The 21,486-nt window shown below is 40.7% G+C and carries 23 protein-coding genes, 1 pseudogene and 1 other annotated feature; of the genes and pseudogenes, 23 read left to right on the top strand and 1 reads right to left on the bottom strand.

Annotated elements, in window-relative coordinates; translation table 11 throughout:
• The 10 genes and pseudogenes from V6C11_RS16890 to tyrS form a co-directional block, all read left to right on the top strand.
• Positions 1-862 (top strand): annotated as a pseudogene (locus V6C11_RS16890) (collagen-like protein); the annotation flags it as partial.
• 391 nt (positions 863-1,253) lie between these two features.
• Positions 1,254-1,604 carry an HNH endonuclease gene (locus tag V6C11_RS16885; RefSeq protein ID WP_333532366.1) on the top strand — a complete coding sequence of 117 codons (351 nt, stop codon included), beginning with the start codon at positions 1,254-1,256 and terminating at the stop codon, positions 1,602-1,604.
• A 273-nt stretch (positions 1,605-1,877) separates the two neighbouring features.
• Positions 1,878-2,216, top strand: a complete 339-nt coding sequence (locus tag V6C11_RS16880) for an arsenate reductase family protein (RefSeq protein ID WP_333532365.1) — start codon at positions 1,878-1,880, stop codon at positions 2,214-2,216.
• A 3-nt stretch (positions 2,217-2,219) separates the two neighbouring features.
• The gene (locus V6C11_RS16875; protein ID WP_333532364.1) at positions 2,220-2,912 is read left to right on the top strand and encodes a DNA alkylation repair protein; all 693 of its coding nucleotides are present in this window, start codon (positions 2,220-2,222) and stop codon (positions 2,910-2,912) included.
• A gap of 166 nt (positions 2,913-3,078) precedes the next feature.
• Positions 3,079-3,756, top strand: coding sequence for a phosphoribosylaminoimidazolesuccinocarboxamide synthase (locus V6C11_RS16870; RefSeq protein ID WP_333532363.1), 678 nt, complete (start codon positions 3,079-3,081; stop codon positions 3,754-3,756).
• A gap of 463 nt (positions 3,757-4,219) precedes the next feature.
• Positions 4,220-5,428: an RtcB family protein gene (locus V6C11_RS16865; RefSeq protein ID WP_333532362.1), complete on the top strand. Its 1,209-nt coding sequence runs from the start codon at positions 4,220-4,222 to the stop codon at positions 5,426-5,428.
• Between the two features lie 248 nt (positions 5,429-5,676).
• Positions 5,677-6,465: an aminoglycoside nucleotidyltransferase ANT(9) gene (gene ant(9) / locus V6C11_RS16860; RefSeq protein WP_333532369.1), complete on the top strand. Its 789-nt coding sequence runs from the start codon at positions 5,677-5,679 to the stop codon at positions 6,463-6,465.
• Between the two features lie 443 nt (positions 6,466-6,908).
• Positions 6,909-7,817, top strand: coding sequence for an Mph(B) family macrolide 2'-phosphotransferase (locus V6C11_RS16855; RefSeq protein ID WP_333532361.1), 909 nt, complete (start codon positions 6,909-6,911; stop codon positions 7,815-7,817).
• A 153-nt stretch (positions 7,818-7,970) separates the two neighbouring features.
• On the top strand, positions 7,971-10,556 hold the full coding sequence (locus V6C11_RS16850; protein WP_333532360.1) for a cation-translocating P-type ATPase: 2,586 nt from the start codon (positions 7,971-7,973) through the stop codon (positions 10,554-10,556).
• 185 nt (positions 10,557-10,741) lie between these two features.
• Positions 10,742-10,971 (top strand) — a binding site (T-box leader).
• 47 nt (positions 10,972-11,018) lie between these two features.
• Positions 11,019-12,242, top strand: coding sequence for a tyrosine--tRNA ligase (tyrS, locus tag V6C11_RS16845; protein ID WP_333532359.1), 1,224 nt, complete (start codon positions 11,019-11,021; stop codon positions 12,240-12,242).
• Between the two features lie 99 nt (positions 12,243-12,341).
• Here tyrS and V6C11_RS16840 read toward each other — a convergent pair whose 3' ends face one another.
• The gene (locus tag V6C11_RS16840; RefSeq protein ID WP_333532368.1) at positions 12,342-12,809 is read right to left on the bottom strand and encodes a cupin domain-containing protein; all 468 of its coding nucleotides are present in this window, start codon (positions 12,807-12,809) and stop codon (positions 12,342-12,344) included.
• A 271-nt stretch (positions 12,810-13,080) separates the two neighbouring features.
• Here V6C11_RS16840 and V6C11_RS16835 point away from each other — a divergent pair, with 271 nt between their 5' ends.
• From V6C11_RS16835 to V6C11_RS16770, 13 genes are all read left to right on the top strand, one after another.
• Entirely contained in the window at positions 13,081-13,275 is a 195-nt protein-coding gene (locus V6C11_RS16835; protein WP_333532358.1) for a YwbE family protein, read from the top strand.
• Between the two features lie 15 nt (positions 13,276-13,290).
• Positions 13,291-13,689 (top strand): molybdenum cofactor biosynthesis protein MoaE, encoded by a 399-nt coding sequence (locus V6C11_RS16830; RefSeq protein ID WP_333532357.1) that lies wholly within the window; start codon positions 13,291-13,293, stop codon positions 13,687-13,689.
• Between the two features lies 1 nt (position 13,690).
• Positions 13,691-13,918, top strand: a complete 228-nt coding sequence (locus V6C11_RS16825; RefSeq protein WP_333532356.1) for a hypothetical protein — start codon at positions 13,691-13,693, stop codon at positions 13,916-13,918.
• Positions 13,890-14,516, top strand: a complete 627-nt coding sequence (locus tag V6C11_RS16820) for a cysteine hydrolase family protein (RefSeq protein WP_333532355.1) — start codon at positions 13,890-13,892, stop codon at positions 14,514-14,516. The genes V6C11_RS16825 and V6C11_RS16820 overlap by 29 nt, the downstream gene beginning before the upstream one ends.
• Before the next feature lie 235 nt (positions 14,517-14,751).
• Positions 14,752-15,000 carry a DUF5320 domain-containing protein gene (locus V6C11_RS18750; RefSeq protein WP_442886088.1) on the top strand — a complete coding sequence of 83 codons (249 nt, stop codon included), beginning with the start codon at positions 14,752-14,754 and terminating at the stop codon, positions 14,998-15,000.
• Positions 15,001-15,043: 43 nt separating this feature from the next.
• On the top strand, positions 15,044-15,415 hold the full coding sequence (locus V6C11_RS16805; protein WP_333532354.1) for a DUF134 domain-containing protein: 372 nt from the start codon (positions 15,044-15,046) through the stop codon (positions 15,413-15,415).
• A 30-nt stretch (positions 15,416-15,445) separates the two neighbouring features.
• A complete protein-coding gene (locus V6C11_RS16800; protein ID WP_333532353.1) occupies positions 15,446-15,814 on the top strand; it encodes a NifB/NifX family molybdenum-iron cluster-binding protein in 369 nt (122 codons plus the stop codon).
• A 1-nt stretch (position 15,815) separates the two neighbouring features.
• Positions 15,816-16,676, top strand: coding sequence for an ATP-binding protein (locus V6C11_RS16795; RefSeq protein WP_333532352.1), 861 nt, complete (start codon positions 15,816-15,818; stop codon positions 16,674-16,676).
• Entirely contained in the window at positions 16,654-17,547 is an 894-nt protein-coding gene (locus tag V6C11_RS16790; protein ID WP_333532351.1) for an ATP-binding protein, read from the top strand. The genes V6C11_RS16795 and V6C11_RS16790 overlap by 23 nt, the downstream gene beginning before the upstream one ends.
• Entirely contained in the window at positions 17,525-17,884 is a 360-nt protein-coding gene (locus V6C11_RS16785; RefSeq protein WP_333532350.1) for a NifB/NifX family molybdenum-iron cluster-binding protein, read from the top strand. The genes V6C11_RS16790 and V6C11_RS16785 overlap by 23 nt, the downstream gene beginning before the upstream one ends.
• 335 nt (positions 17,885-18,219) lie before the next feature.
• Entirely contained in the window at positions 18,220-19,059 is an 840-nt protein-coding gene (locus V6C11_RS16780) for a CvfB family protein (RefSeq protein ID WP_333532367.1), read from the top strand.
• 228 nt (positions 19,060-19,287) lie between these two features.
• Positions 19,288-20,460, top strand: coding sequence for a TraB/GumN family protein (locus V6C11_RS16775; RefSeq protein ID WP_333532349.1), 1,173 nt, complete (start codon positions 19,288-19,290; stop codon positions 20,458-20,460).
• Between the two features lie 74 nt (positions 20,461-20,534).
• On the top strand, positions 20,535-21,350 hold the full coding sequence (locus V6C11_RS16770; RefSeq protein ID WP_333532348.1) for an undecaprenyl-diphosphate phosphatase: 816 nt from the start codon (positions 20,535-20,537) through the stop codon (positions 21,348-21,350).
• Positions 21,351-21,486 lie beyond the last annotated feature (136 nt).

The following is a 21,486-nucleotide window of genomic DNA, read 5'->3' as shown; positions in this document are numbered from 1 at the left end:
ACAAGGTCCCGCAGGAGCGCCTGGTCCAGAAGGACCACAGGGTGAAGCAGGTCCGGCAGGCACGGCAGGTCCGCAGGGTGAAGCAGGTCCTGCCGGCGCACAAGGTCTCGCAGGAGCACCTGGTCCAGAAGGACCACAGGGTGAAGCAGGTCCGGCGGGTCCGCAGGGTGAAGCAGGTCCTGCCGGTGCACAAGGCTCCGCAGGAGCACCTGGTCCAGAAGGACCACAAGGTGAGCCAGGTCCCGCAGGTTCGCAGGGTGAAGCAGGTCCTGCCGGTGCACAAGGTCCCGCAGGAGCGCCTGGTCCAGAAGGACCACAGGGCGAACCAGGTCCCGCAGGTCCGCAGGGTGAAGCAGGTGCTGCAGGCGCACAAGGTCCCGCAGGAGCACCTGGTCCAGAAGGACCACAGGGTGAACCAGGTCCGGCTGGCCCCGCTGGAGAAGTTGTTTTGGCTTTTGGATCTTTAAGAGGAAGTAGTGTAGAGACACCTGGGGTAGCATTCGAACCCGTAACATTTACTGTGGCTGGACCTTTATCAGACACTATCACGGTTAGTCTATCAGGTAATGAATTAGTGGTAGGAGAAAGCGGAATTTATCAAATAACGATATCTATTAACGCTGAAGCCACCGTTGATCCAGATCCAGATCAACCATATCTAGAGGCAATTATTACTGTCAATGGTACAGCGATTTTTGGTGATACTAGTACCTTTTTTAAGATATCTAATAGAAGTAGTTCAACGTTTGTCGTTCAAGCCTCCTTAACAGCAGGAGATGAAGTAGGAACAAGTATTAGTACGAGTTTTCCTGTTTTAGGTTATATGAATCGCTCTTTAACCATTATTCAACTAAGTAATTAAATGATTATCAATATTAGTGAGCAAAACGAATATAAGATTGTTAAATATATTGTCAATTATGGGGTTTGGGAGCGGTTAAGTTACTTTCAATAATAGATATTTGGATAAGATATATTCGCTTTAAGGATTTTACTGGAATTATCAGTTGTGAACTTGCAGAATATATTGAACCAAGCAAAAGGTTTTTTTGCAAATTATAACAGATATTACCTCAGCTATCCCTCCAACAAAGTGCTAAACTTTTAGTGCTTTGTTAGAGGGAATTTTTATGTTTTTAATTGAGTGATGGTATTTCAGGAGAGAGGTATGCGGAACGGGGTGTGAACAATGATTTTCCGCAACAAAAAGGAAAGACGTTTGAGGTTATTTTGGCAATGATTTGGGAGGAGATTTGTATTGGGAAAAGAAAGGACTTAGAACTTCAATAGAAGAAATAGTGGATTATTGGTTTTCAATAGTTGATAAGTGTGATTTAAGCGTGGATGCAGCTGAGGCCTATGAAAGATGCTGGAGATGCGGATGTGAAAAATCTTTAGAAAGGTGCCACATTATTCCTGAACCTTTAGGCGGGGGGGATAAACCTTCAAATCTTGTGCTGCTTTGCCATAGGTGCCATTTAGAAAACCCGAATGTATCAGATCCGGAAATTATGTGGGATTGGCTTCGTGCCGATGGGACATCATTTTATGATACATTTTGGACATCCGTATCTAAACAAAGCAACAATGGCGGGCATGTTTAGAATGGCGTTGAAAAAGTATGAAGAAATGTACACTTCTGCTGAAATGGACATTTAAAACTGAGTGAGGTTATTTGAAATCATGTGAGAAATATAAATTATATTCGGAAGTGAGGAACACGACAAGGGGATACCCGCTTCTTCGGGCATCATGATTGTATCCTCAAGCCACGTGGAGTGTGCGGTAAGGATAGAAAGGTACTACACTTTGTTAGGAGAAAGCAGACCACCGTATTTTATACCAACAGGTAATAATGGAACGAAGGGGATTTATAAGTGAATATTCAAATCTTCGGTATCAAAAAATGTTTTAATACTAAAAAAGCAGAACGCTATTTCAAGGAAAGAAGGATAAAATATCAATTTGTTGATCTGAGTATAAAGGGGCTAAGCCTAGGAGAGCTAAAAAGTGTTGCGGCTGCGATTGGATTAAATAACCTAATAAATAATCAATCCAAAGAATATAAAAAGCTTAATATGGATCACATCATTGGTGCCAGTGTTAGGGAAGAGTTGCTGTTAAACAATCCTGGTCTTTATAAAACCCCGATCGTGCGTAATGGTAAAAAAGCAACAGTGGGCTATGAGCCGGATGTATGGAAGAATTGGGAGTAAAAAATGGATTGGGAGAGTACGGGAGATTATAAAATAATGTATAATGAACTGATAAATTCATTCCTCGAAAATAGTGATCAAGAGCAAGCAGTCAAAATGGCCGCCTATATGAAAAATAATTTTCCTTTTTTGGGAATTCCTAAGCCTAAAAGAGCCTCTCTTGGGAATGGATTGATGAAGAAAGCAAAGAAACAAAAAGGAATTGATTGGAATTTTGTTCTCATGCTATGGGAAAGGCCAGAGAGAGAATTTCAGTATCTGGCGATTGATTATTTGCTTGTGTTGAAAGACTATTTACAAAAAAAGGATATTGATAATGTTCGGTTTTTAATAATTACCAAGCCTTGGTGGGACACAGTTGACAGCATTGCCGGAAATATCACAGGAGTTTTGTGTCTTGAGCATCCCGAACTTATCAGCAGTCCTATATTGAAATGGGCTGAAAGTGATCATATTTGGCTTGTTAGAAGTGCCATTTTGTATCAACTAAAATACAAAGAAAAAACGGATGCAGCATTGCTTGGTTTAATTATTAAACAAAATAGTGAAACCAAAGAGTTTTTTATTAACAAGGCGATTGGTTGGGCGTTAAGAGAATACTCTAAAACAAATAAAGAATGGGTAAAGGAATTTATCCAAACCAATACACTTAGCCCTCTTAGTGTCAGAGAAGGAAGTAAATATCTAGCCGTGTGATATATGAATTGGGTATAATAATCAAAAGTATAAGACGATAGAATATCTATTCAAGGATCAGTGTAAAAGTGAGAAGGTAGCATCAAAGGAACCGTCTCCGCGATTTCCGCGGTTCTGAAGATTAAACCAATATAATATAATGAAGGAATACGAAGGGAGACCTACAATGAAAAAACTATACGAGGGCAAAACCAAAGATGTTTTTGTCTTGGAAAACGGGAACTACCGCTTGATCTTCAAGGATGATGTGACGGGCGAAAATGGCGTTTTTGACCCAGGGGCCAACACAGTGGGCCTTTCCATTGAAGGGATAGGAAAAGGGAACCTGAGGGTATCCGTTCTGTTCTTTGAAATGCTAAAAAATGCGGGCATCGAAACCCACTATATAAGTGCAGATATAGAAAATAGAACCATGGATGTCAAAGCAGCAAAGGCCTTCGGCAAGGGTCTGGAGGTTATCTGCCGCTACAAAGCGGTTGGCAGCTTCCTGCGCCGTTACGGAGCCTATGTGAAGGAAGGGGACAAGCTGAACGCTTACGTAGAAGCTACGTTAAAGGATGATGGAAGAGGAGATCCTTTGGTTACGGTAGAAGGTTTGGAAGCCCTAGGCATTATGTCTGCCGCGCAATTTGCAGAAATTAAAACAAGCACTCAGAAAATTACGGCTTTGATAAGTGCTGCGCTTCAGAAGAAAGGGTTGGAGCTATACGATATCAAATTGGAGTTCGGTGTGGACAACGCGGGCAATGTCATACTGATAGACGAAATCTCATCGGGTAACATGCGGGTCTATAAAGATGGCCAGGTTATGGAACCGCTGGACTTGACTTCAGCACTGCTTTAGGATAATGCCGTAACCGGACCCTGACCAGTGACTGATACAGGTCATCCGGGGTGTTGCTGGATGATCGAACGAACGGACGAGAATTTAAGGGAACCCAAGCAGTTTCGCCCAACGAGTCGGTTAAATAGCAAAAATCCCCTTGTGTTTTCATGAGGGTTTTTACCGTCAAAGATAGAGGTTGAATATCTTTACGATAATTGTTATGCAAAGCATAGAGGCCAGCCATTCTCTGTTTGAGGGCTTGCAACAGGATTTATGGGTTACTAGAGCACCGTTCCCGGGCGTGCGGTGTACAGGCACCACAAAAGCACACAATTTTTGATGCGTGCCTTGCGGAAGTCCTTGTAAAAAGGGATGCTAAGTTAGCCGAGGTATTTTTAATGACCTTGGCTTTTTTGTTTTCATTTCTAATTTATAGTTTGCTATCATTAACTATATGCAATTGTATGGATGGAGGGAAACAATGTTAGAAATAGAAGGAAAATACAATATAGCCAAAGTGTATACAGATATATTAGAAGAAGGCGCTGCTGTGCAGATTGAAACCCTTTGCAATCAGGAGTTTGTAAGAAAAAGCAAAATCCGAATTATGCCGGATGTCCATGCCGGTGCTGGTTGTACCATTGGAACCACCATGACCATTAAGGACAAAATTGTTCCCAATTTGGTAGGCGTGGATATTGGTTGCGGTATGGAAACGATCTTAATTAGCAATAAACGATTGGAATTGCAAAGGCTGGATAAGTTGATTTGCGAGAATATACCGTCAGGCTTTGCAGTGAGGAAAAAACCGCATCCGCATAATGAACAAATTGATTTAACGCAGCTTCGTTGTCTCAAGTCCGTACAGCTGGATAGAGCGGAAAAGAGTATTGGGACTCTGGGGGGAGGAAACCATTTTATCGAGGTAAATAAGGATGAGGAGGACAATCTTTATGTCGTGGTTCATTCGGGCAGCCGACATCTGGGTCTTGAAGTAGCTAAATATTATCAAGAGGCTGGCTATAGGCAGTTAAACCGTAATGACAAAGCAGACTTGGAGGCACTTATTACCCGCTGCAAGTCTGAAGGTCGGGATAAGGAAATCCAGAATGCCTTAAAGGAATTAAAAAATCAGGTACTGACAAAAATCCCCTTTACCCTTGCTTATGTAACCGGCAATCTGTTTGAGGACTATCTACATGATATGAAAATTGTCCAGCGGTTTGCAGAGCTAAACCGAAAGGCGATAATTACTGAAATAGTAAAAGGAATGAAATTAGAGGTAGTGGAGCAGTTTACCACAACGCATAATTACATTGATACCGATAGGATGATCCTACGAAAAGGGGCGGTATCTGCACAAAAAGGGGAGAGACTTTTAATTCCGATCAATATGAGGGATGGCAGTCTCATCTGCGTTGGTAAAGGCAATGAGGAGTGGAACTTTTCTGCCCCCCACGGTGCGGGAAGGCTTATGAGCAGGACCAAGGCAAAACAAAGCTTTACTGTCTCTGAATTTAAAAAACAGATGAAGAATGTTTATACGACATCTGTCAAGAAAGAAACCCTGGATGAGTGTCCGATGGCCTATAAGAATATGGCTGATATCGTAAACCATATTGGGCCGACGGCGGATATTGTAAAAAGGATCAAACCGATTTATAACTTTAAAGCCGGGGAAAAGGACTAATCGGCATGATATTTTGCTTAACCAGAGTGTACGAGTGTGGGGTTAGGTTTGAAATATTCCCTTATTAGAATTAAAGCGAAAGTATATAAAAATGCAGGGAATTGCTACACTTCTGCGATTGGTTGCGGTCCAATGAGAGTGAGCGGACAAATATGCACAAGTTAAGCGAAGCTTGGCAGAGAATAGGTGGCGGCATGTTCAGCACGATGCAGATGCCAAAACAGCCTTTAGATGAAGGGAGATCGCAGTTGAGTATAGATTTGAATAGCAAAAAAATACCGAAAGAGGCAATTCAAGCATTAAAAATTATAGAGGAACTGCTTGATGATATATTAGTTGGGGTATATTTATACGGTTCTGCTGTAATGGAAGGCTTACGCATTAATAGCGATGTCGATATTTTGGTGGTAACAAATGATAGTTTATCCGGAAGAACTCGAAGGGATCTTACAGATAGGCTAATGCTTATATCTGGGAAAATAGGAAACACAAAAGCCATGAGACCGCTTGAAGTTACAGTCATAAATCAAATAGAGGTTGTTCCTTGGCATTTTCCTCCCAAATATGAATTTATGTATGGCGAGTGGCTAAGAGAGCAGTTTGAAAAGGGAAAAATTCCTCAACCAACTTATGATCCAGATTTAGCAATTCTTTTAGCTCAAGTAAGAAAAAATAGCATGAATCTTTCTGGACCAAAAGCAATAGAAGTACTTGAGCCTGTACCAATGACAGATATTCGAAGTGCGATTAAAGAATCTTTACCTGGGTTGATAGCAGATATTAAAGGTGACGAACGCAATGTAATTTTAACCTTAGCCAGAATGTGGCTGACAGCTTCTACCGGTGAAATTAGTTCAAAAGATCTGGCAGCAGAATGGGCAATAACTCAATTACCCAGTGAGCATGCAGCTTTACTCGACTTAGCTAGCAAAGCCTATCGAGGAGAATATGATGATAAGTGGGAAGGACTGGAGTCCGAGGTGGCGTCACTCGTTAATTATATGAAAAAGTCGATAGAGTCTGGTCTTAAGGTCTAAGTACCTTTTCGAATTGTGTTAATTATGAAAAAGGCTGCGAGGATATATGTTCAGCTATAAAGAAATACTTAAACAAGATGGCCTTGGAGTTAGAAGCGAAGGTTTTAACTCCAAGGCCGGGTTACGATATTGAAGAGTACAAACTTGTATCCAGAAAGCTAGCTCCAGAGTATGTTGGCACAGAGTATCGAAGAAGCATCGTCCCTCTCAGGTAGTTTTATCAAGTCACGTCAAGATTCTAAGGAGATTATCGCTGAAGATCCAGATGTTGTTGTATTTTAAGATCAGCTTTATGGTAGGTTCTCAAAAGGAAGATTTACAGCCATACAATTATGAAAGAATTAGAGAATTATTATTTCGAAGTGGTTGCCAATCAAATTACACGTCATAATTAATTTAGCTTAGGTAGTGATATTTTAAAAGCCTGGACAGGAGTGATTTGAATGGGTAAAGATATAAAACAAATTATTGAAATAGCTAAAAAACATCATGTTATCCTTAAGGAAGAAACGATGCAGTTTAATGAATCTGGGCTTGATTTTCAAGTTATTTTTGCACGGGATGAAAGTGGAACTGAGTGGGTTCTTAGATTGCCTAGACGGGCAGATGTGATGCCTAGAACAAAGGCTGAAAAGCAAGTATTAGATTTGGTAAACAAGTATGCTAAATCTTTTCAAGCACCAAACTGGATCATTTATACGGATGAATTAATAGCGTACAAAAAGCTAGATGGTGTACCGGCAGGAACGATTGATCATAACATAGGAAACTATGTTTGGGAGATAGATATAAACAATGTTCCAGAATCATTTCACAGGTCCCTTGGTAGAGTGTTAGTGGATCTTCATAGCATACCTAGTGATAAAGCTGCTGAGATAGGCCTAGTAGTGCATACCCCAGAAGAAGCTAGAATGTCAATGAAACAGCGTATGGATGCTGTAAAAGCAAAGTTTGGTGTAGGTGAAAATTTATGGAAGAGATGGCAGGCATGGATTAACGATGATGAGATATGGCCTAAGAAAACGGGTCTGATTCATGGAGATGTTCATGCAGGACATACTATGATTGATAAAGATGCTAATGTAACGGGATTAATTGACTGGACCGAAGCTAAGGTTACGGATATATCAAGTGACTTTGTTTTTAATTATAAGGCTTTTGGTGAAGCAGGGCTCGAAGCTCTGATTCTTGCCTATAGAGAAGCTGGTGGATATTACTGGCCTAAGATGAAAAAGCATATTATTGAACTAGACGCTGCATATTCCGTTTCAGTTGCTGAGTTTGCATTGGTATCTGGTATTGATGAGTATGTCCAGATGGCGAAGAAAGCGTTGGAAGTGAAAGGTTCGTAAGTGGTGTGATACAGTCGTTGACATGTTCCCACATACGGTAGGTCCAAAAATCACCTTAAGACATCTGCTATCCCACCGAGCCACGTCGAGGTGATGTATATTTCAATAGCATTGCCTGGTTTTACTATGCTGATGGGGTTATTTGGAGGAAATATGAAACATTATAAAAGACAAGTAAGATCCGTCTTAGAAGAGTTAAATTCCTCGGCACAAGGGCTGTCAGCTTCTATCGCAGCCGAAAGGCTTAATCAAAATGGCAAAAACAAGCTGGCGGAAACAAAACACAAATCCAATGTAGTCAGATTTTTTGAGCAGATGAAAGACCCCATGATCATCGTGCTGATTGCAGCCGCCATCATTTCCGGTGCATTTGGTGAAATCGCAGATATGATCATTATACTCGTTGTCGTTTCACTCAATTCTGTATTAGGCGTTGTACAAGAAAGAAAGGCAGAAAAAGCAATAGAAGCCCTGCAAAAAATGTCTGCACCTCATACCAGGGTAAGGCGTGATGGTGTAGTAAGTGATATTAAATCAGAAGATGTCGTAATTGGGGACATTGTTTTATTTGAGGCAGGAGATTCCATACCAGCAGATATACGTATCATCGAAGCCGTCAGTCTTAAAATGGAGGAGGCCGCTCTTACTGGAGAATCCGTCCCTGTGGAAAAAACCAGCACCAGCCTGATGACTGAAAAGGATGAAATACCCTTAGGCGACCGAGTTAATATGGCTTATATGGGAACAAACGCGGTGTACGGGCGTGGGGAAGGCGTTGTAACAGCCACAGGTATGGCTACAGAAATGGGGAAGATTGCTGATATATTGTCAGGGACAAAAGAGGAAAAAACGCCGCTGCAAAAGAAGCTGGCTTCCCTAAGTAAAATGTTAAGCTTTATGATACTGGGGATATGCGTATTCATTTTCTTTTTTAGTATCCTAAGAAACGGAGGTTTCAGCGGCGGACATGTGTTTGAAACACTGATGATTGCCGTAAGTCTCGCAGTGGCGGCCATACCGGAAGGGCTTGTTGTGGTTGTTACCGTGTTGTTATCCATTGGCGTAACAAAAATGTCAAAGCGAAACTCCGTTATCCGTAAACTGACATTGGTTGAAACCTTGGGATGTACTCAGGTGATCTGCTCGGACAAAACAGGTACGCTTACTCAGAACAAAATGACCGTCGTAGATCAGTTTGGCGACAAACAGCTGTTAGCTGAAGCGGTTGCCCTATGCAACGATGTGGAAATTAATCCGTCCGGTGAGCTTATTGGCGAACCCACCGAGGTTGGTTTGACGGCATATGCTATCTCCTTAAAGCTTCCTAAAAATGAGCTTGAAAAGGAAAAACCACGCATAGGAGAATTGCCCTTTGATTCAATGCGTAAAATGATGTCAACCGTACACGCCCTGTCGGATGGCACTTTTAGGCAATATACGAAGGGTGCGCCGGATGAAATATTGAAGTGTTGTGATTATATAATCATAGACGGACAGGTGCAAGACCTTACGGCTGAACTACAAAATAGGATTCTAGACCATAACAGGCGCATGGCAGACAAAGCCCTTCGGGTCTTAGGTGCGGCGTACCGCAGCTATACAGAAAAACCAAATAAATTCTCACCGGAACATTTAGAAAAGGGGCTTACCTTTATCGGCCTTGCCGGAATGATTGATCCCGTCCGTCCAGAGGTCAAGACAGCTATAAACGAATGCAAGGCAGCGGGCATTCGTGCAATTATGATTACGGGCGACCATAAGGATACCGCGGTTGCCATCGCCAAGGAATTGGGCATATTAAAAGATAAGGATGAAGCGATTTCAGGCGAAGAGATTGTAAGAATGTCGGACGATGAGTTGGACATGGTCATTGACAATATCACAGTTTATGCGAGGGTTCAACCGGAACATAAGGTGCGGATCGTCAACGCCTGGCGTAGGAAGGGAAAAATTACGGCCATGACTGGTGATGGCGTGAACGATGCCCCAGCACTGAAATCCGCCGATATTGGCGTGGGAATGGGCATTACTGGCACGGATGTCACAAAGAATGTGGCGGGTATGGTGCTGACGGATGATAATTTCGCGTCCATCGTTTATGCTGTTGAGGAAGGCCGCAGGATATATGAAAACATCCGCAAGGCGATACAGTTTTTGCTGGCCTCCAACCTGAGCGAGGTAATAGCCATTTTTGTCGCTACTTTGTTTAACCTGCAGTTGTTTGCACCAATTCATATCCTTTGGATCAATTTGGTAACAGATACGTTCCCCGCAATGGCTCTTGGCATGGAGGAAGCTGAGACTGACAGCATGAGGCAACCACCGAGAGATCCCAAAGAAGGGATCTTCGCGAGGGGACTTGGTGTCAACGTGATTTATCAGGGAATTATCATAGCCGTGTTGACGCTGATCTCCTTCTTTATTGGAAACGTTCAGTCCCACACAATAGGCATGACAATGGCATTCCTTACCCTCTCTATGTGTGAGATATTCCACGCCATCAATATGAGGTCGCTAAAAAAATCCATATTCACTTTGAAAGGACATAACAAATACCTGATTTATGCGATACTGGCCTGCTTTGCGCTGACACTTATGGTCATATACATCCCAGGCATAAATACAATGTTTAAGCTTACTGCCCTATCCGCAGACAACTTTTTTACATCACTTGCACTGTCGATCGTTATTATACCCATTGTGGAACTGGTAAAGGCTGTTCAAAGAGGTTCTAGATAGGATAAACCCCGATTTATTTGGGCAATATATGAAAAGGAGCAAGCAATAGATTTTCCCTCTACCTAATGGATAAACAAAATGAGGACATCTTTTCCAAAACCGATTTATGCGTGAAGTTGTGAAATGTCCCTTTCTGTACTTTACTTTTAATGCTTTCTCAACTACAATAAATTAAAATTGAATGATCAAGAGCTATGAAAGGAAGAAGTAGGTCAGTTTTCCGTCATTCAGAGAGCAGCCGGTTGGTGAGAGGCTGTGGGCGTGCTGATTCGAATACATCCTGGAGCTGCGGCCTGAATTTAGTAAGGTTTGACGGGTACGCCCGGTACAGCGAGTAAGTGTATTTGCACTTGTAAAGGGGAATTCTGTGAGGAATTTCTAAATCAGAGGTGGTACCGCAATTTTTGCCCTCTGTTCCAATTGGAACAGAGGGCATTTTTATTTTACAAAGGAGTTGTTATAGTGAAAATTTATGATGAACTGGTAGCTCGCGGCTTGATTGCCCAGGTTACCGACGAAGAAGAAATTAAAGAACTAATTAATGGTGGTAAAGCAATATTTTATATTGGATTTGATCCAACTGCGGATTCTTTGCATGTTGGTCATTTTATGGCTCTGTGCCTGATGAAACGTTTGCAAATGGCAGGAAACAAACCGGTAGTTCTTATAGGCGATGGAACGGCCTATATTGGAGACCCATCTGGCCGTACAGACCTACGTTCGATGATGACACCTGAAACAATTCAGCATAATAGCGATTGCTTTAAGAAGCAAATGGCAAAATTCATTGAATTTGGTGATGATAAGGCCATCATGGTTAACAATGCGGAATGGCTTCTAAAGCTGAATTATGTTGAATTACTTCGTGAAGTAGGAGCTCATTTCTCTGTCAATACGATGTTGCGGGCGGAATGCTATAAACAGAGAATGGATAAGGGTCTGTCTTTCTTGGAATTCAACTATATGATCATGCAGTCCTACGACTTCTATCATCTGTATCTGAATTATGGCTGTAATATGCAGTTTGGTGGTGATGACCAGTGGTCGAATATGTTGGGTGGTACCGAACTTATTCGCCGTAAGTTAAGTAAAAATGCTTATGCCATGACAATTACACTACTATTAAATTCGGAAGGTAATAAGATGGGTAAGACTGCAAAGGGTGCAGTTTGGCTTGATCCCAATAAAACCTCACCTTTTGAATTTTTCCAGTATTGGCGTAATGTTGGTGACGCGGATGTTCTTAAGTGCTTACGTATGCTTACCTTCCTGCCACTTTCACAGATTGACGCAATGGACAAATGGGAAGGCAGTCAGCTAAACGAAGCCAAGGAAATTCTGGCCTATGAACTGACTAAGCTGGTTCACAGTGAAGAAGAGGCCCAAAAGGCGAAAATTGCTTCTCATGCCCTCTTCGCAGGTGGCACAAATGATGCCAACATGCCAACTACTGAAATTGAATCCGGGCAACTGATCGATCGTGTTATCAATATTTTGGATTTGATGGTAGTGTGTGGTTTAACGGCTTCTAAGAGCGAAGCAAGACGTCTGGTTCAGCAGGGCGGTATATTTATTAATGACGAGAAGGTTGATACCTTTGAGTATAATATTACTTCGGAACAACTTAAAGACGGTGTCAAAATACGTAAAGGAAAGAAAACCTACCATAAAGCCTTGATGAAGTAAAGTTATGATTAGACTGGAGAAATATCTGACTTGTTCGTATTAGGATAGGACATGAACCCCTAGATGTACCCCCTAACCATAAGTTAGGGGTCGCTTTTTTTAGCGGTGGTGTTCTTCCGCATCTTGTTTTGTTTTATGAACAGTTCCGAAGGGGTGCTCAGGTGGTGCATAAATAGAATATAACTTAATTGGCCGATTGCCTGTGTTAATTAGATTGTGCCATTTACCGGCAGGAATAATAATTGCATAATCATCTTGGACACGTGCTTGATAATCCAATCGGTCTTTTCGATCTCCCATTTGAATAAGCCCCTGCCCTTCTTCAATACGTAGGAATTGATCGAGGTTGGGGTGCATTTCTAAACCGATGTTCTCTCCCACCTTAATGCTCATTAAGGTGAGTTGTAAATAATTTCCTGTCCATAAAGCGATACGAAAATTATTGTTTTGCTTTGCAGCTTCTTCAATGTTAACAACAAAGGGGTAAGGCCCATAATCCATTAATTTTATTGGGGAAAAGTAATTATTAGGGAACTGATTGCCAAATCCCGGGCTAAAAACTGGCATGTTTGGATAGTAAGGACAGAAATTCATTTTACGAAAATTATCCAAATTAAGCACTCCTTTCCTTGTATTACAATATCATCATATGTCTTATGTTAAGAAATGTGCTTAGATTCACCCTTGTTTGAGTACCGTAATCGATAAGAAAATATCACACCCGATCCCCCAAAAGCCCCCTTGAATAATCACGGTAAGAGTAATATTGTATTTATGTAACCCGTTTGTAAAAATACAGGGGGTACGTGGTAAGGATAGAAAGAAGGTTTTGCTTTTTATGGAAGGACAAGATAGGAGTAATATTTATCCAGGAATAACAGTGGATATTGTTTTGAAGAAAGATCAACGAACGGGTAAAAGGACACGAGGAGTTGTTAGGGATATTCTTACAAAATCACCTAAACATCATAGGGGAATAAAAGTAAGACTAGACGATGGACAGATCGGAAGAGTTCAGGAGATTATTAAATAAAGGATGTATGGATGAATGGCTAATAAAAAAGTATCACCATCCATGGATGAATGGCTTAGGGAGGCAAAGGCAGATCCCAGGGCTTTACAGGAAGGAATGTTCTTAGTCCATAATGGCATTGTACGTCAGACATCAAAAGCCAAGGTTCGCCAAGGCCTTGATGATGATTCCTTGGTAAAAGGAATGGAATTTGCTTATGCTCCAGAGAAAGTGGCTGCGGCGGTTGAGGAAACATACAAAATGGCTGGCATCTTCTATGTTAAAGTTTGGCTTAATGAAGGCAGGCTGGATGTGGGTGATGACATCATGTATTTACTGGTAGGCGGCGATATTAGACCACATGTCATAGATGCTCTGCAATTTCTGGTTGAAAAAATTAAAACGGAATGCGTTACGGAAATAGAGCAAAGGTGAAATGACCAAACCTCTCAACCCTGCGGTTTATTTGAATATCAAAGGAACCAAAACTGAAAATAATTTACTAAAGGCATTTGCCGGAGCATCAATGGCCAGAAATAAAGATACATACTTTGCTTCTGTTGCACGAAAAGAAGGTTATGACAACTTGCTGCAATCTTTGAAGGTATGTATAGTTAAGAAAGGGTGTACTAGCTATGGGAAAAACAGCTTTATTAGTGATTGACATGCAAAATGACTTTTGTTTACCTGGGGCTCCCTTTGAAGTGCCAGGTGCTATGGGGGTAATTCCTTTTATTAAACAGGCATTACACGCATGTAGAGAAAATGGTCTGCCGGTTGTACATGTATTTCGCTACTACCGTGGGGACGGCAGCGACGTAGAAATTACAAGATATAATCGATTTGTTCAAGTAGGCGGTGGTTGTATCGAGGGAACAGAGGGAGCAAAAATTGTAGAAGAATTAAAACCGATGCCAGGCGATTACTTAGTTACGAAACAACGGTGGAGTGCTTTCTTTCAAACGGAGCTGGACAATCTGCTTAGACGGTTAGGTGTCGATCAAGTTGTTGTTACCGGGGTACAGACGCCCAATTGCATTAGAGGAACGGTTTGGGATGCAAATTCATTGGATTATGAAGTTATTGTTTTAACGGATGCCACGGGAGCTAAGACGGAGGAAGTACATCAAGCCAATCTTTTGGATATGCAGAATATTGGTATTAAGCTGATGACTACCTCTGAATTTATCTCTTTAGTACCAGATGTACCTACTCATAATTTGCGACAGCAGATTCAGAAAAAATTGAGAAAAAACGACTAATATTTTTGATAATCCAGTTAATAGCAAACATCCTTTATATGCCTCGTAAAAAAGTTATTTGTTTTTTTAGAGAATAATTATAACACCAAACAAGGTAATTTATAATCTCTTTGTTTGGTGTTATTTTATTTTTAAAATTATAAAATACATATAAATGATTATTGACATATGTTAAATATGGAGTATAATGAAAATATAATTGACATATGTCAATAACCACAAAGGAGGCGTTTATATGCCTAGAAGAGATGGAACTGGACCAATGGGAAATGGCTCAATGAAAGGAAGAGGTCTTGGCGTTTGCAGTGGAGCGAGTACGGATAGCAGTGGAAATGGGTTTGGCCAAGGGCTAGGTAATCGAAGAGGTTTTGGAAAAGGTAATGGAAGTTTGCTTGGAAGGTGTTTTGGAAGAGGGGTTGGAAAAGGGTTTGGAAGAGGTATGGCAGCAGGTTCACCTGCAGATCAATCGCAAAAGGGTACTTGATAGGGCAAAAGGTTCTTTTGCAATAAGTGAGGTTTAATGAATTATGCCAAGGCCTAGAAAATGGAGAAAGGTATGCAGCCTGCCGGGGAGTACTCGATTTGGGCCGCTTAACACTCCTATTGATCATGAACATTATGTCATCATGACGGTTGATGAATACGAAACGATACGATTAATTGATTTAGAAGGTTTTACCCAGGAAGAGTGTTCCAAACAAATGAATATCGCACGCACAACTGTCCAGGGTATCTATAATGATGCAAGGAAAAAAATTGCGGAATCATTAGTAAAGGGAAAAATCTTAAGGATAGAAGGTGGTGATTACAAGCTTTGTGATGGTATCGAAAAACCTTGCATGGGTGGTTTCCGTAGACATAGGTGCCGCAGAGGTTTTTTGGAAGATAATCACTTCTAAATGGTAGATAAGTATGAAGGGGGCCTTTCAATGAAAATAGCAATTCCTGTTGACGATCATTCTATGGAAACGAATGTATGTCAGTCCTTCGGTCGTGCTCCATATTTTCTTATTTATGACAACGAATCAAAGGAAAGTGCCTTTCTAGATAATAGTGCGGCAGCTAGCCAAGGTGGTGCTGGCATTAAGGCGGCACAGATCATTGTGGATAGCCAGGTAAGTGCCTTACTTACACCACGATGTGGTGAGAATGCTGCAAATGTTCTAAAAGCAGCGAATATAAAACTATACAAGACGGTTAACGATTCTATCAAAGACAATATCCGTGCTTATAATGATGGAACAATATCATTGTTGGATGAAATTCATCCTGGATTTCATAATCATGGGGGCAAATAGTATGAAGATAGCTGTGCTAAGCGGCAAGGGAGGCACAGGTAAAACGCTTGTATCTGTAAATTTAGCTGCGTCCGTAAAGGAATCAACCTATATCGATTGTGACGTCGAAGAGCCAAATGGTCATCTTTTTTTTAAGCCGAAAAATATACAAGCAGAAGAAATCTCAGTTAAAATTCCTAAAGTAGATGAAACCCTTTGCAACGGCTGTCGGAAATGTGTTGATTTTTGTAAATTTAATGCCTTAGCCTATATTGTCAACAATCTATTAGTTTTTGAAGAAGTTTGTCATTCCTGTGGTGGATGCATATTGTTTTGTCCGGAAAAAGCATTGTCGGAAAAAGAAAGATTTATCGGAGAGGTTCAAAGAGGTATTTCTGAAAATGTTTCTGTAATTACCGGGATATTAAATACAGGTATCGCTTCGGGCATCCCGATAATAAAAAGACTTTTAAGTTATACCAGCGAAGGGAAAGAATTCACCTTTATCGATTGTCCACCCGGCAGTGCTTGTATTGTGATGGAGAGTATTAAGAATGCCGATTTCTGTATCTTGGTGGCAGAACCTACTTTGTTTGGGGCCCATAATCTTAAGATGGTTTATACTCTTGTGAAGTTATTTGACAAGCCGCATGGAGTCTTGCTTAATAAGTGTCTCCCGGGTGAAGATAATCCATCCGAGCAATTCTGTATAGATAATGGTATTAAAATTTTAGGTAAGATTCCCTTTGATCATGTTCTTGGAAAAATAAATTCAAATGCCCAAATCTTAGTAAGGGAAAACCAAAAATATCACAAGCTATTCTCTGATTTACTCCAAACAGTTGCTAAGGAGGTGCGGCATGAAGCAGTTACTAATCCTTAGTGGCAAAGGTGGTACTGGAAAAACAACGATTGCCAGTGCTTTTATTAAGTTAGCGGATGCTAAAGCCTATGCAGATTGTGATGTAGATGCACCTAATTTGCATTTAATTATGCACCAGACATCGGATATTAAGCAATCGGACTATTATGGCTTGCCCAAAGCCGAAATAGATCCAGAAATATGTGTGCAATGTGATTTGTGCAGGCAAAACTGTCGTTTTGATGCTATTCATGTTGGTGCTAATTATAAGGTTGATTATTATGATTGTGAAGGCTGTGGTGTTTGTGAAGCCATTTGCCCAGTCAATGCCATATCTTTCAAACCCGATATTGCAGGAGATCTAATGCTATATGTGAGTGATTCAGTATTTTCCACTGCACAACTAAAAATGGGCAGCGGTACCTCTGGGATGTTGGTCACCGAGGTAAAAAAACAGATGAAATCAGCGGCTATGGATACTAACGTTGCCATTATTGATGGTTCTCCTGGTATAGGCTGTCCCGTCATTGCATCACTAAGTGGTGTTGATATGGTTTTGATTGTAGCGGAACCTACTATTTCGGGCATCAGTGATATGGAACGGATAATAAAAACTGCAGAAAATTTTAAAACAAAGATTGCAGTTTGTATTAACAAATATGATATTAATAGCGAGAATACAAAAAGAATAGAGTCCTTTTGTAATAAACGAAGTCTTCCTTTTGTTGGCAATATTCCCTTTGATGCAAAGGCTGTTACAGCGATCAATCATGGTCAGAGTATTGTAGATATAGACTGTGCAGCAGGTCGGGCAACAAATGATATCTACGAAAAAGTTTTTAAATTACTTTTTGATGGAGATGAAATGGATGAAAATTGCAATAGCAAGTGAGAATGGTCTAGTTTCAGAACACTTTGGTTATTGTCAGGATTTTAATATTTACGAGGTTGAAAATAAACAAATTGTTAAGTGTGAGTCAGTACCGAACCCAGGACACAAACCTGGATTTTTGCCAAATTTCCTCAATGACATGGGAGTCACCGTGGTTATTTCCGGGGGCATGGGTAGTGGTGCCGTCAATATCTTTCATGAAAAAGGGATTGAAGTCATTACCGGAGCGAGAGGAAGTGCCGAAACTGCGGCAATAAGCTATTTAGAGGGTTCACTTAAATCTACAGGATCGGTTTGCCACGATCATAAGCACCATGATGAATGTGGTGGGCATTAAACCTAATTATTCAGTGGAAACAAAACCCGGCACAGGTTAGTGATTTTTACATAATATTTTGAACCCCAGATGTTTCAAAAGCTTAAACCCCTGACCAAATGGTTGGGGGTTTTCGTATTTATTTTGACATTGCCTAGGGTTATTATAGAGAGTGAAGTTTTCTATGCCTATCAAAAATAATAATAGAAATGATATATTATTATGTAGTGTGCAACAACCGTGTCTAAGAGTTCAAAGAATTAAGTAGTTTATCCCCAATGACTGGAATTTTTTCATAGGGTAATGGGACACGTTAATAATAGACACCATGTAGAAGGGAAGGCTTTAGGTATATGATGATACAAATAGGAAAAGTGCATAAGCTGCAAGTAACGGGCAAGAGTGATTGTGGGGTTCATTTGGCTGATGAAAATGAAAAAGGTCTGGCTGATATTCTATTACCAAAAAATGATCTACCCGGGAAATTAGAAATTGGTGATACCATAGATGTATTTATTTATCAGGATTTAGAAGGCAAAACCCTAGCAACGGTTAGAAAACCAAAGCTGACAATAGGAGAATTGGGATTTTTAAAAGTAGTGGAAATTACAAGTTTTGGGGCCTTTTTGGACTGGGGTATGCCGAAGGATTTGTTATTGCCTTTAAAGGAACAAGTGGGTGTGATTCGAAAAGGGGATTTTTGTCTTGTGGGTTTGTATATTAATAATAGCAATAAAATATGTGCAAGTATGCGAATATATAATTTGCTAAGCAGCGATTCACCGTATAAAGTAAATGATAGAGTTTATGCAACGGTTTATAGTATCAATGAAGAGATTGGCGCTTTTGTAGCTGTGGATGATACATACCATGGATTAATTCATAAAAATGAACTGCATCGCAACTATACCGTAGGAGACCAGGTTGAATTAAGAGTTAAAAAGGTGAGGGAGGATGGTAAGCTGGAATTAAGTTTTAGGGATAAGGCTTACAATGAAATAGAAACCGATGCACAAATGGTTATGGAAAGGTTAAAATCAGGTGGTGGTATTCTTCGGATCAATGATAATAGCTCCCCTGAACAAATAAAGGCTGAGTTGAACATAAGTAAAAGGGCCTTCAAAAGGGCCGTTGGACGACTGTTGAAAGAAGGAGCAATCAAAACTACCGAAGAAGGTATTGAGGCAATGTGGTAATGATAGAATAACTAGGCAAGCGGGAGATGCAAAAAAAATGCATCACAAACAAAGAAGTTTAGCCTGTTATGCAAAGGCATCTGTGCAGGGTCAGGTGCCTTTGCTTTACATTATTATGTATAGTACAATATAATGATTCTGGAGTTTCGATAAGTACAGCTTAGTTAATAGGCTAAGAACGAGCCTAGTGGTGAGAAGGTAAGAGTTTAATGCAAAGGAAGGTAATTCATGCCCGAAGAAACTGAAAACATTACGAGAATTAATTTAGATGGCAAAGAAATTATACTGATTGGCACGGCTCACGTATCAAAGCGCAGCGCTGACTTAGTTAAGGAAGTAATTGAGGCTGAAAAACCAGATTCTGTTTGTGTCGAGTTGGATGAACAAAGATATCAAACCATAACCGAAGGAAGCAAATGGCAGGATACAGATATATTTAAAATTATTAAAGAAAATAAAGCGACTTTGCTCTTAGTCAATCTATTAGCTTCATCCTTTCAAAAACGTATGGCCAACCAATTTGGCATTAAACCAGGACAAGAGATGATTGAGGGGATTAACTCAGCAAAGGAAATAGGTGCCAGTCTAGTACTGGCTGATAGAAATATTCAAGTAACCTTTGCCCGTATTTGGCATAATGTAGGATTTTTCGGCAAGCTTAGGCTTGCCAAGGAAATTATGCTGAGTATTTTTGACGACGAGAGCATTTCAGAAGAGGAAATGGAAAAATTAAAATCCCAGGATATGCTCAATTCTATACTCAGTGAATTTACAAAATCCTTTCCAAAATTAAAAACTCCTTTAGTCGATGAACGGGATCAATATTTAGCCCAGAAAATCAAGGAAGCTCCGGGCAACAAGGTTGTTGCAGTTTTGGGGGCTGCCCATGTACCAGGGATTAAGGAAGAAATAAAAAAAGAACACGATTTAACCAAATTAGTTCAGCTACCTGCTAAATCCAATATCACTAAAATTTTAGTTTGGGCTATTCCAGTCGTTTTTATTGCACTGGTTGCCTATACCTTTATCACGAATCCGGTTGTTGGGGCTAAACAATCCCTAAGTTGGGTGCTATGGACGGGGTCCTTTGCGGCATTGGGAAGCATCTTTGCTTTTGGACATCCCCTAACAATTCTTACTGCCTTTGTTGTAGCTCCCATTACTACCTTGCATCCGTTAATTGCAGCTGGCTGGTTTGCGGGACTTACACAGGCCTATATTCGTCGACCCAATGTAAGGGATTTTGAAAATCTAGCCGAGGATATTTTTAGCCTCAAGGGTTTCTGGAATAATAAAGTGACGAGAATTTTATTGATCGTATCTTTAACGAACATAGGAGGCTCAATCGGTACCCTTATCGGTGGGGCTGATGTAATCCGCTTATTTTTAGAAAACCTGTAGTATGCCATCGTTTAGCTTTTAAGCAACATGGAGTAAGAGTAAGTATTGGATAATATTTTTCAGGAGGCTTATTGATGGATTTATATGCCTTATTGGTTGCATTTATTTTAGGACTTGTGGAAGGGATGACCGAGTTTGCACCGATTTCATCAACAGGTCATATGATTATTGTTGATGATTTGCTGCTGCACTCTAAGGAGATATTCTCGGCCTCTGTAGCCAATAGCTTTAAAGTAGTGATCCAACTGGGATCTATTTTAGCAGTGGTAGTGGTATTTAAAGATCGTTTTATTGACCTATTGGATCTAAGAAAAAGCACGTCTTTTTATCAACAGAGGTTAACCCTACCCAAAATCTTTGTTGGTTTGATTCCGGCCGGTGTCTTAGGATTCTTATTTGAGGACTACATTGATGAATATTTGTTTTCTGTGGAGACCGTTATTTTCGGTCTGGTATTGGGAGCTATTTTGATGATTTTGGCAGACAAGTTTCGCCCCAGGGAAGCCAAAAGAACCGTTGATGAAATTAGTTATAAGCAGGCATTTGGTATGGGATTGTTTCAGTGCATCGGATTGTGGCCTGGTTTTTCACGCTCCGGTTCGACAATTTCCGGCGGGGTTTTGCTGGGTATGAGCCACCGGGCGGCAGCGGACTTTACCTTTATCATGGCAGTACCAGTAATGCTGGGAGCCAGCGGACTATCAATGATTAAGAACTGGCAGTACTTTACCATGGATGCGTTGCCCTTCTTCGTGGTCGGGTTTATTAGTGCCTTCCTATTTGCCCTAGTATCCATTCGGTTCTTTTTGCAGTTAATCAATCGGATTAAGTTAGTTCCCTTTGCAATTTATCGAATCGTGTTGGCAATATTGATTATACTGGTTTATTAATTTCTTCTTAGAAAAGGGCGTGTTGCAAAACGTTTATTTGAAAACGTAGGGCGACACGCCCATTTTGATTCATGACAGGAAAATCATTACATCTTTGCAGGTTAGTTTCACTATTTAAGCCCCGTTTTGGGCATAA

This window comes from Desulfotomaculum sp. 1211_IL3151 (genome assembly GCF_036763075.1).
Classification (GTDB): domain Bacteria; phylum Bacillota; class Desulfotomaculia; order Desulfotomaculales; family Desulfotomaculaceae; genus Desulfotomaculum.
The sequence above is the reverse complement of the archived record's forward strand: the minus strand, read 5'-3'. Positions and strand labels throughout refer to the sequence as shown.

What these genes read in the sequence shown, in the direction of transcription:
- V6C11_RS16800 (WP_333532353.1), top strand. Translation starts at nt 15,446, where the DNA reads ATGAAAATAGCAATTCCTGTTGACGATCATTCTATGGAAACGAATGTA.
- V6C11_RS16790 (WP_333532351.1), top strand. Translation starts at nt 16,654, where the DNA reads ATGAAGCAGTTACTAATCCTTAGTGGCAAAGGTGGTACTGGAAAAACA.
- V6C11_RS16780 (WP_333532367.1), top strand. Translation starts at nt 18,220, where the DNA reads ATGATACAAATAGGAAAAGTGCATAAGCTGCAAGTAACGGGCAAGAGT.
- V6C11_RS16820 (WP_333532355.1), top strand. Translation starts at nt 13,890, where the DNA reads ATGGGAAAAACAGCTTTATTAGTGATTGACATGCAAAATGACTTTTGT.
- V6C11_RS16805 (WP_333532354.1), top strand. Translation starts at nt 15,044, where the DNA reads ATGCCAAGGCCTAGAAAATGGAGAAAGGTATGCAGCCTGCCGGGGAGT.
- V6C11_RS16825 (WP_333532356.1), top strand. Translation starts at nt 13,691, where the DNA reads ATGACCAAACCTCTCAACCCTGCGGTTTATTTGAATATCAAAGGAACC.
- V6C11_RS16850 (WP_333532360.1), top strand. Translation starts at nt 7,971, where the DNA reads ATGAAACATTATAAAAGACAAGTAAGATCCGTCTTAGAAGAGTTAAAT.
- V6C11_RS16775 (WP_333532349.1), top strand. Translation starts at nt 19,288, where the DNA reads ATGCCCGAAGAAACTGAAAACATTACGAGAATTAATTTAGATGGCAAA.
- V6C11_RS18750 (WP_442886088.1), top strand. Translation starts at nt 14,752, where the DNA reads ATGCCTAGAAGAGATGGAACTGGACCAATGGGAAATGGCTCAATGAAA.
- V6C11_RS16875 (WP_333532364.1), top strand. Translation starts at nt 2,220, where the DNA reads ATGGATTGGGAGAGTACGGGAGATTATAAAATAATGTATAATGAACTG.
- V6C11_RS16835 (WP_333532358.1), top strand. Translation starts at nt 13,081, where the DNA reads ATGGAAGGACAAGATAGGAGTAATATTTATCCAGGAATAACAGTGGAT.
- V6C11_RS16870 (WP_333532363.1), top strand. Translation starts at nt 3,079, where the DNA reads ATGAAAAAACTATACGAGGGCAAAACCAAAGATGTTTTTGTCTTGGAA.
- V6C11_RS16785 (WP_333532350.1), top strand. Translation starts at nt 17,525, where the DNA reads ATGAAAATTGCAATAGCAAGTGAGAATGGTCTAGTTTCAGAACACTTT.
- V6C11_RS16865 (WP_333532362.1), top strand. Translation starts at nt 4,220, where the DNA reads ATGTTAGAAATAGAAGGAAAATACAATATAGCCAAAGTGTATACAGAT.
- V6C11_RS16795 (WP_333532352.1), top strand. Translation starts at nt 15,816, where the DNA reads ATGAAGATAGCTGTGCTAAGCGGCAAGGGAGGCACAGGTAAAACGCTT.
- V6C11_RS16830 (WP_333532357.1), top strand. Translation starts at nt 13,291, where the DNA reads ATGGCTAATAAAAAAGTATCACCATCCATGGATGAATGGCTTAGGGAG.
- V6C11_RS16855 (WP_333532361.1), top strand. Translation starts at nt 6,909, where the DNA reads ATGGGTAAAGATATAAAACAAATTATTGAAATAGCTAAAAAACATCAT.
- V6C11_RS16770 (WP_333532348.1), top strand. Translation starts at nt 20,535, where the DNA reads ATGGATTTATATGCCTTATTGGTTGCATTTATTTTAGGACTTGTGGAA.
- V6C11_RS16840 (WP_333532368.1), bottom strand. Translation starts at nt 12,809, where the DNA reads ATGCCAGTTTTTAGCCCGGGATTTGGCAATCAGTTCCCTAATAATTAC.